The organism is uncultured Campylobacter sp. (assembly GCF_938040115.1).
Lineage (GTDB): Bacteria > Campylobacterota > Campylobacteria > Campylobacterales > Campylobacteraceae > Campylobacter_A.
On record NZ_CALHXD010000255.1, the window covers coordinates 1 to 9009 of the forward strand.

The 9009-nt window shown below is 46.0% G+C and carries 9 protein-coding genes and 1 pseudogene; 5 read left to right on the forward strand and 5 right to left on the reverse strand.

All coding sequences use genetic code 11. The features are described from left to right. The 5 genes from Q0314_RS08540 to Q0314_RS08560 all read left to right on the forward strand — a co-directional run. The coding region (locus Q0314_RS08540; protein ID WP_298058254.1) for an ABC transporter permease subunit at positions 1–362 on the forward strand (362 nt) is incomplete at its 5' end. 257 nt (positions 363–619) lie between these two features. Next, the gene (locus Q0314_RS08545) at positions 620–1393 is read left to right on the forward strand and encodes a MetQ/NlpA family ABC transporter substrate-binding protein (RefSeq protein WP_298058255.1); all 774 of its coding nucleotides are present in this window, start codon (positions 620–622) and stop codon (positions 1391–1393) included. Positions 1394–1546: 153 nt separating this feature from the next. Next, positions 1547–2320, forward strand: a complete 774-nt coding sequence (locus tag Q0314_RS08550; protein ID WP_298058257.1) for a MetQ/NlpA family ABC transporter substrate-binding protein — start codon at positions 1547–1549, stop codon at positions 2318–2320. A gap of 192 nt (positions 2321–2512) precedes the next feature. Beyond that, complete coding sequence (locus tag Q0314_RS08555; RefSeq protein ID WP_298058258.1) at positions 2513–3292, forward strand: MetQ/NlpA family ABC transporter substrate-binding protein; 780 nt, start codon at positions 2513–2515, stop codon at positions 3290–3292. Positions 3293–3667: 375 nt separating this feature from the next. After that, positions 3668–4294 carry a DedA family protein gene (locus Q0314_RS08560; protein WP_298058260.1) on the forward strand — a complete coding sequence of 209 codons (627 nt, stop codon included), beginning with the start codon at positions 3668–3670 and terminating at the stop codon, positions 4292–4294. A 249-nt stretch (positions 4295–4543) separates the two neighbouring features. Here Q0314_RS08560 and Q0314_RS08565 read toward each other — a convergent pair whose 3' ends face one another. The 5 genes and pseudogenes from Q0314_RS08565 to Q0314_RS08585 all read right to left on the reverse strand — a co-directional run. Then, positions 4544–5203, reverse strand: a complete 660-nt coding sequence (locus Q0314_RS08565; RefSeq protein ID WP_298058262.1) for a nitrogen fixation protein NifR — start codon at positions 5201–5203, stop codon at positions 4544–4546. Between the two features lie 5 nt (positions 5204–5208). Continuing rightward, complete coding sequence (gene mog / locus Q0314_RS08570) at positions 5209–5748, reverse strand: molybdopterin adenylyltransferase (protein ID WP_298058263.1); 540 nt, start codon at positions 5746–5748, stop codon at positions 5209–5211. Positions 5749–5763: 15 nt separating this feature from the next. Then, entirely contained in the window at positions 5764–7431 is a 1668-nt protein-coding gene (locus Q0314_RS08575) for an ATP-dependent metallopeptidase FtsH/Yme1/Tma family protein (RefSeq protein WP_298058264.1), read from the reverse strand. Beyond that, positions 7418–8707 carry a tRNA (N(6)-L-threonylcarbamoyladenosine(37)-C(2))-methylthiotransferase MtaB gene (gene mtaB / locus Q0314_RS08580; protein WP_298058265.1) on the reverse strand — a complete coding sequence of 430 codons (1290 nt, stop codon included), beginning with the start codon at positions 8705–8707 and terminating at the stop codon, positions 7418–7420. The genes Q0314_RS08575 and mtaB overlap by 14 nt, the downstream gene beginning before the upstream one ends. Further along, positions 8697–9009: pseudogene (locus Q0314_RS08585) on the reverse strand (mechanosensitive ion channel family protein); the annotation flags it as partial. The gene mtaB and the pseudogene Q0314_RS08585, both read right to left, overlap by 11 nt.

Genomic DNA, 9009 nt, shown 5'->3' on the forward strand with positions numbered 1-9009 from the left:
CTATCGGTGCGGCGCCGTTTATCGCTAGGCTCATAGAGAGCGCGCTAAAAGAGGTCGATAAAGGCATCATCGAGGCTGCTAGAAGCTTTGGTAGCTCAAATTTTCAGATCATTTTTAAGGTGATGTTCATTGAGGCATTGCCGGGTATCGTAGCATCCATCACGCTCACGCTTATCGTTATCATCGGCTTTTCGGCGATGGCTGGCGCAGTCGGCGGCGGCGGGTTAGGATCCGTGGCGATAAACTACGGCTATCAGAGATTTCGCCCCGATATCATGCTTTATACCGTCGTGATTTTAATCATAATGGTTCAAATTTTCCAATCATTAGGAAATTTTATTTATAAGATCACAAAGAAATGATTTTTTACGTCTGATTTTATTTTCTTTTAAACTTTTTTTGCATAAAATCCCGAAATTAATTTTACAAAGAAAGGATAGAAAATGAAATCAGATATGTGCGAAATGCGTCGCTTCACTGAACTTAAGTCGTCGAAAGACTAACGCTAAGCGCAAAATTTCTTTTTAAGCGCTTAGTCTTGCTAAGCATTTAAAAAGAAATTTAAGCCTCCGCTCATATCCTTTTTTAAATGCTAGCCAAATTTTAAAAAGGATATAAAATGAAAAATCTACTCAAATACTCTCTAGTCGCTCTAAGCCTAACAGTCGCAGCAAATGCAGCCGAGAAAATCGTCGTAGGCGCTACTCCGGTTCCGCACGCTGAAATTTTAGAAGTCGTAAAACCAATCCTTGCAAAAGACGGCTTTACTCTTGAGATCAAAGAATTTAACGACTACTCTACTCCAAATTTGGCCACCGAGGACGGCGATCTAGACGCTAACTACTTCCAGCACCTGCCGTATCTTGAGGAATTTAACAAAAACAAAGGCACTCATCTAGTTAAAACCGTGGGCGTCCACCTCGAGCCTATGGGGGTTTACTCTAAAAAGATAAAAGATATCAAAGAGCTAAAAGACGGCAGCACCGTAGCGATACCAAACGACCCGACAAACGAGAGCCGCGCGCTTGACGTGCTGGCTAGCGCAGGTCTGATCAAACTAAACGACAACCCACTAAAAACTCCGCTTAACATCACGGAAAACCCAAAAAAGCTAAAATTTGAAGAGATCGAGGCCGCTCAAGTTCCTCGTACGCTAGATGACGTCGCCATCGCCGTTATCAACACGAACTACGCTCTAAACGCCAACCTAAACCCGACTAAAGACGCGCTCGTGCTTGAGAGCAAAGATAGCCCGTACACCAACTACGTCGTGGTCAAAGTCGGCAACGAAAATAGCCCGAAAATCAAAGCTCTAGACAAAGCCGTCACGAGCCCGGAGGTAAAGAAATTTATCGAGGAAAAATATAAAGGCGCGATAATCCCGACGTTTTAATCAAATTTAGCCCCGCCCGCTCAAATTTGACGGCGCGGGCAAATTTAACGAAACGACGAATCCAAATTTAGTTTAGAGACCGCTCTTAAAATAAAACGGCGTAAAAGCTTTTACCTTTTTAGCGCCGTTTTTTTATCAAAAAAAGGAATGATAATGCAATTTTCAAAAATACTTCTTGGTGCGCTTCTAGCTGGCGGCCTGTATGCTAGCGACAAAACCATCACCGTAGGCGCATCTCCCGTGCCTCACGCAGAGATTTTAGAAGAGGTCGTAAAGCCGATCCTGGAAAAAGAAGGCTACAAGCTCGAGGTTAAAATCTTTAACGACTACGTGATCCCAAACCTCGCCGTCGAAAACGGTGAACTTGACGCCAACTACTTCCAGGGCCTACCGTATATGAAGTCGTTTAATAAAGACAACGGCACCCACATCGTACCGACCGTGGGCGTTCACGTCGAGCCTATGGGTGCGTATTCTAAAAAGATAAAAAGCCTAGACGAGCTAAAAGACGGCGATATCATCGCTATCTCAAACAACGCCGCAGACTCGACGCGCTCGATAAATTTGCTCGAAAAAGCCGGCATCGTAAAGGCTAAAGAGGGCGAATACAAATCCCCGCTTGATATCATAGAAAATCCGAAAAATCTCAAATTTAAAGAGATGGAGTCCGCGCAGACGCCCCGCTCTTTAGATGACGTCGCGTTAGCCTTTATCAACGTAAACTACGCCCTAGACGTTGGCCTCAAACCGACAAAAGACGCGCTAATCCTCGAGGATAAGGATAGCCCGTACACCAACTACGTAGCGACCAAGGCCGGCAACGAAAACAACCCGAAAATCAAGGCTCTAGATAAAGCCATACTAACTCCCGAGGTTAAAGACTTTATCGTAAAGCGCTACCAAGGCGCGGTGATACCGAGCTTCTGATCGCGTCAAATTTAACCGATTTGCCATCGTAAAATTTAGTTTTTAAAATCGCAACAGGCGTTTTTTGCCTAAATTTTATGACTCAAATTTGGCAAAAAAGAAAAATAGTCGAGAAAAATCTCCAAAAAATAAAACGGCGTAAAAGCTTTTACCTTTTTAGCGCCGTTTTTCAAAACAAAAAAGGAAAATATAATGAAAGTTTTTAAAATTTTAGCAAGTTTGGCGCTAGCCTTTAACCTCTATGCAGCAGATAAAGATCACACTATCGTAGTAGCCGTCTCGCCCGTGCCTCACGCAGAGATCATGGAGTTTATCAAACCCGCTCTAGCAAAAGAGGGCTACGATCTAGTCATCAAGGAGATAAACGACTACTCGATCCCGAATTTAGCGACGCAAGACGGCGATTTAGACGCAAATTTCTTTCAACACTGGCCGTATCTAAAAAATCACAATGAAACCAAGGGCACGACTCTGATAACCGCCGCGGCGATACATCTCGAGCCGCTGGGCTTTTACTCTAAAAAGATAAAGAGCCTAAGCGAGCTAAAAGACGGCGCTAAAGTCGCGATCGCCTACGATCCGACTAACGGCAACAGAGCGCTAAATATCCTGCAAAAAGCGGGCCTCATAGAGCTAGATAAGAGCGCCGAACTCGCCACGCCAAAAGACATCGTGAAAAATCCAAAACATCTAAATTTCGTCGAGCTTGAGGGCGCGCAGATACCTCGCACGCTAGATGAAGTCGATCTTGCCGCTATAAGCACGAATTTCGTCCTTGATATCGGTATGAATCCTAAAAAAGACTCGCTAGCCATCGAAGGCACCGAAAGCCCGTACGCCAACATCATCGCAGTCAAAGCCGGCAACGAAAATAGCCCAAAAATCAAAGCTCTCGTTAAAGCCGCAACCAGCCCCGAGACGAAAGAGTTTATTCTAAAAAGATACAACGGAGCGATACTGCCGGTATTTTGATTACGCGCCGCTTGCGCTTTGACGCAGGGACGGAAGCTTTTTTGGCCGATTTTAAAGTCGGCCGATAAAATTTGAGTCAAATTTTGACTTCAAACGTCAAATTTGACTCTCAAACTGACGCGGTTAAATTTAAGGCACAAATTTGACCGCGACACGCCTTTTTTTAAACTCGGCAATGCCCCACAAAACTTTATAAAGGTGTGGGTAAAACCCAAATCTTTATCTCGCAAATTTATCTTGCAATCAAATTTAAAACTCGCCCGTAGTGCCGTCAGATTTAACCGCCGCAGACGACCCTAGCCCCAAATGACGCCCGTATAAAGCTAAAATTTACCGTAGTTTGCTAAAATCATAATTTTAAATTTAAGGAGAAAAATGCTAGGCGATTTTATAAATTTTATCGTCCAAACCGTCGGCGAGTGGGGATATGCGGGCATATTTTTGATGATGTTTTTAGAGAGTTCGTTTTTCCCATTTCCAAGCGAAGTGGCGATGATCCCGGCGGGATATCTAGCGCATCAGGGACAGATGAGCCTAGTTCCAGCGTGGTGTGCGGGTACGGCTGGCAGCCTTGCAGGAGCCGTGTTTAACTACTATCTATGCTACTTTTTCGGGCGCGAACTCGTGCTAAAATACGGCAAATACGTCGGCATCACAAAGGTAAAAATGCGCAAATTTGAGGCCTTTTTCAAAAGGCACGGCGAGATTTCGACCTTTAACTGCCGCCTGATCCCTGGCATCCGCCAGTACATCAGCCTGCCGGCGGGCCTTGCGCGTATGAATATCTTTAAATTTTGCCTCTATACGGCTTTGGGTGCGGGCATCTGGGTCGCCATACTGCTAGCAGTGGGCTGGTATCTAGGCAAAAACTACGACAAGAGTGCGTTTAGCCACATCGTTGTCGCCCTACTCGCCGCCGTCGGCCTACTCACTGCGCTTTATATTTTTTACGTAAAACGCCTAAGTAAAAAATCAAAAGTCGGTGCAAAAGAGCTAGAATAAGACGCTGAGTAAGCTAACAAGCAAGACCGAAATCAAAATTTGGCCTTGCTTGCTTTATCAAATTTATAGCGCACCATAAAAACTACGGCAAATTTTACGGGCATATCGCGGCTAAGAACTTCGTGTCTTACGACCTTTCATTTAACCAAAACCCTAAAAATGCAGAAAAATCTGGAATTTTATCTCTATTGCAGCCAAATTTCGGCTTAAATTTAGAGATCATGTAAAACGCAAATTTGATTTATGCGTTTAAATTTTACGCCTTAAGGCAATAAATTTGATTACTTTTAAAGCTTCTTTAGTGAAATTAAAAAATGAAAATTTAGCCCTTTTTACGTCTTTGCTTTTCAAATAATACCCGCGCAAATCAAGCGCCAAAAGCGCGATAAGAGATGGAAACATATAGATATTTATGGCGATAAGTACGATGCGAAGCGTAACGGTATCTTGTAAAATAGCTTGTAAATTTAGGCTGTTTTCGATACTAACGTAATAAACGCCGATCACGGCAAAAAGCGCGGCGATACGTAAAATTTTAGATACGATTTCGTTGCCCAGTTTTGAGATATTTTCACTCACGGCTAGCGACAAAAATAACCAGCAAAATATCCAAACTAGCGCGAAAACGGCATCTAAAAGCAAATTTTCGTCATAACGCTCGCGTACTACGATAACAAAAACGGGCGAGAAAATCAGGCTCAAAACGAACCAAAAAAGCGAACGAAACGCAAGCAGGACAAAACACGCATAGATACAAGCGCTAGCGGCAAGCAAAAGCCACTCTGCACCAAAAACTAGCCCGAGCACGTAAACGCCGATGCAAAGCGTAAAAAGGCCGCAAAAGAGCGAATAATAGCCCTCAAGCAGCCTCGTAGCCTTTAAATTTATATTTTCAAAAAAGTTTAGCACGTAGATTACGAAATTTTCTTTTGTTTCGGACGAAATACCTTCATCACGCTCTCATCGGTCTCGATGAACGCGCCGCCGATCAGGTCGATACAGTAAGGAATCGCCGGAAATACCGGCTCTAGGCACTCCCTGATTGCCTTTGGTTGGCCGGGTAAATTTACGATGAGCGCGTGCCCTCTGATGCCTGCGGTTTGGCGAGATAAGATCGCTGTGGGGACGTATTTTAGGCTAGCCGTTCTCATTAGCTCGCCAAAGCCGGGCATCATCTTTTCGCATACGGCCTCGGTAGCTTCCGGCGTCACGTCGCGAGGAGCGGGTCCCGTACCGCCCGTAGTTAGCACTAAATCGCAGCCCAGAACATCTATCATGTGTTTTAGGCGCTCTTTTATAAGTTCGATCTCATCAGGGATCACCTCGTAAAAATACTCGCGCTCGCTCGTTATCCAGCCATCTAAGACCTCTTTTATAGCCGCACCCGACAAATCGTCGTATTTACCCTCGCTAGCGCGGTCGCTTAGCGTCAAAATACCTATTTTTGCCTTCATATTTTCTCCTTAAATTTAGTTGTAAAACTCTTTGATTATCCTGCCCAGCGCGTCTTTGTCGATACTCTCAAAAATCTCGATATGCTCGCTGATGCGCTCTAGCTGCGTTTTCATGCCCGCCAAAAACGTTCCGACCTCGGCGTATGCCTCTTGCAGTAGCTCCTCGGCCTCAGCCGCACTTGGCGTAAATGTATGCCCCATGCCGTACTCAAAAACCATGTTTTGCGCGATCTCACGGGCCTTTTGGATGTCGGCGTTAGAGTTTGAAAAGGTATCGTCTTTGACCATCTTTAGCGCGCTCATGCCCGCCAAACAGACCTTGATACGCGCAAACATCTGCGAGCGCGACTCTATCTCTCGCTCGGGGCGCATAAACTGCTCCTCGACGAGCGAAATTTTTTCAAATTCTATCCCAAACCAATACGCAGCCAAAGCCTTTGCGCCCTGATATAGCGCCTGAATGCGCTTTTCCTCGTCGTTGTAGCTTAAAATCCTTCTTTTACCGAGCAAGACTTTGTTTAAAACGCTTTCAAAATCGCTAAATTCGATTATCTCGCCGCCGCGTCTTAGCGCGTTTATCGCAGCTTCATTTACCAGCGTAGAAAGCGCCGCCCCGCTAAAACCGACGCTGATACGCGCTACGTCCTGCGCCTCTACGCTAGTGTTTTTGTCTTTTAGATAGGATTTTAAAATCTCGACCCTATCGGTAAAATCGGGCATAGAAAGGAAAATGCGTCTATCAAATCGCCCCGAGCGTAGCAACGCCTCGTCTATCATCTCGATGCGGTTGGTCGCGGCGATCACGATGACGCCGGAGTTATCCTCAAAGCCGTCCATTTCAGTCAGCAGCTGATTTAGCGTAGCCTCGCGCTCGTCGTTTCGGTTACCGCCGCGCACCTTGCCCACAGCGTCGATCTCGTCGATAAAGATGATAGATGGTGCATAGGCTTTAGCCTTTAAAAACAGCTCATGCACGCGTTTTGCGCCCATACCGACGTAAATTTGTACAAAACTAGCGCCGCTTTGGTAAAAAAACGGCACTCCCGCCTCGCCCGCGACAGCCTTTGCTACCAGCGTCTTGCCCACGCCCGGAGGCCCGACCATCAGCACGCCTTTTGGCATTTTGATGCCAAATTTTTTATATTTCGTCGGATTTTTTAGAAAATCCACGATCTCGCTTAGCTCAAATTTGACGTCTTTTATGCCTGCCACGTCGTCAAATTTGACGTTTGAGATGGCCGGAGCCACCGAGCTAGCGGCGATATTGTCGTACTCATAGACATTTGCTTTTTGATTTTCGTTTTGAGCGGCGAGTTTTTGTTTTTTAAACCTCGCATAAATTGCAAGCCCCGCAAAGCAGATAACAAGTAGCGCCAGCACGGCTAAAATTTCATCCAGTACGGGCGTCTCTTTTTTTAGATCGACGGGTACCTTTTGCACTAGAGCGCGCATATCCACGCCGTCTTTTACGATGATATATTTGTTACCGCCCTTGGTCGTGAGCTCCAGCTCGCCGCCGTTTACGGTTGCACTTGCAATCATGTCGCCCTCTAGCAGCTTTTCGTAGCTTTCGTACATTATGTTTTTAGGCTGGCTTCTACCTACCGCAACGGCTAGCAAAACCGCCAAAATAGCCGTCAAAATCACGATAATCTTTTGTTTATTTAGCTTAAATTTGTGCATAGTCGCCCTCGCTTTTTACTTCAAATTTATCTATGACCGCCCACTCTTTTAAAATTTGCTTATCCGTTTTGATTTTTACTTTATTATAAAACTGATCGAAGCCCTCGTAAAATTCGCCGTTTAGTTGCTCGACGAGCACGTTTAGGCTTCCGCCCTTTTTAGCGTACTCTTGCCTAAATTTAAAATTATTCTCCGATACGATTTGCTTTAAAACCTTAAGCCTAGCCTTCGCCACGTCGCCGCTAACGTCCATTTTCATATCCGCCGAGTGCGTACCGCTTCGCGGTGAATACGCAAAGCAGTGCAGATGCGTGAGCGGAAATTTTTTAAAATTTGCTAGAGCCTCGCTCCAAATTTCCTCGCTCTCGCCCGGATGCCCCACGATATAGTCGGTTCCTAGCGCAAAACCCATCTGGCTAAGCTCCAAAAACAGCTCCAAATCCCTAAAGGCTTGATTTCGCCGCCGCATGATGCGTAGCATCGCCTCGCTCGTGTGCTGAAGCGCGATGTGCAGGTGCCGCTCTAGCCAGCTCTCGCGCAAGATCTCGCGAAAACTCTCATCTATCTGGCTTGGCTCTATGCTACCAAGCCTTATGCGCTTTATGCCGCCTATTTTACCGAGCCTACTTAGCAAGCGGCCTAGGCTTGAGCCAGTATCTTTGCCGTAGCTGCCGATGTTTGTGCCTGTTAGCACTAGCTCGTTGTAACCGTTGTAGGCTAAAATTTTAGCCTCGCGTAAAATCGCTTCCTCACCCATACTGCGCGCCTTGCCGCGAACGGCGGGGATGATGCAGTAGCTGCACGCAAAGTCGCAGCCCTCTTGGATTTTGATAAAGGCTTTGGTGTGATTTTCGTAGTTCGTTACGATATTTTTGTCGATACTTTTTAAATTTCCCAGCTCGAAAAACGGATCTTGCGACTTTAGCAGCGCGTTTATATCCTCTTTTTTACTCGCGCCTATCACGCCAAAAACCGAGTTTTTGTTAAACAGCTCTTTGCCCTTGCTCACCGCGCCGCAGCCTGTTAGTATGACTCTAGCGCCGCGTTTTTTTATGCCGTTTATGTAGCTACGCGCACCGCTATCGGCGGAGTTTGTGACCGTGCAGGAGTTTACCACTACGATGTCGGCTTCGTTTTCGTCGCTAACGATATCGTAGTCTTTGACGTAGCTTTTCATCAGCTCGGTGTCGTAGATGTTCGTGCGGCAGCCGAATGTTTTAAAAAACACCTTCTCTCGGCGCGGCTCTTGCGGGGTCAAATTTGAGTTAGGCTTCATGCTTCTCCTCGCCGCCTTCGCCGATCGGCTTTGACTCGCCGGCTTTTACGCGTCTATCCATGTACAAAGTCTGCGTCGGATAGGCGATCACGATGTCGTCGTGGCTAGCGATGGCTTCCATTATCTCCGCACTTATCGTGCTTCGCAAAGATAGCGTGGCAAAGGTGTTTGCCATGTACCAGACCGAAATTTTCACGCCGTAAGGCTCGATAAAGGTAAACACGCGCGGCTCGACGTTTGGATTTTTGATGCTGTATTGATTTCGCAGCTTGCTCATTTGTTTTTTGGCGATTTCCGTGTAG

What these genes read in the sequence shown, in the direction of transcription:
- Q0314_RS08545 (WP_298058255.1), top strand. Translation starts at nt 620, where the DNA reads ATGAAAAATCTACTCAAATACTCTCTAGTCGCTCTAAGCCTAACAGTC.
- Q0314_RS08550 (WP_298058257.1), top strand. Translation starts at nt 1,547, where the DNA reads ATGCAATTTTCAAAAATACTTCTTGGTGCGCTTCTAGCTGGCGGCCTG.
- Q0314_RS08555 (WP_298058258.1), top strand. Translation starts at nt 2,513, where the DNA reads ATGAAAGTTTTTAAAATTTTAGCAAGTTTGGCGCTAGCCTTTAACCTC.
- Q0314_RS08560 (WP_298058260.1), top strand. Translation starts at nt 3,668, where the DNA reads ATGCTAGGCGATTTTATAAATTTTATCGTCCAAACCGTCGGCGAGTGG.
- mog (WP_298058263.1), bottom strand. Translation starts at nt 5,748, where the DNA reads ATGAAGGCAAAAATAGGTATTTTGACGCTAAGCGACCGCGCTAGCGAG.
- Q0314_RS08575 (WP_298058264.1), bottom strand. Translation starts at nt 7,431, where the DNA reads ATGCACAAATTTAAGCTAAATAAACAAAAGATTATCGTGATTTTGACG.
- mtaB (WP_298058265.1), bottom strand. Translation starts at nt 8,707, where the DNA reads ATGAAGCCTAACTCAAATTTGACCCCGCAAGAGCCGCGCCGAGAGAAG.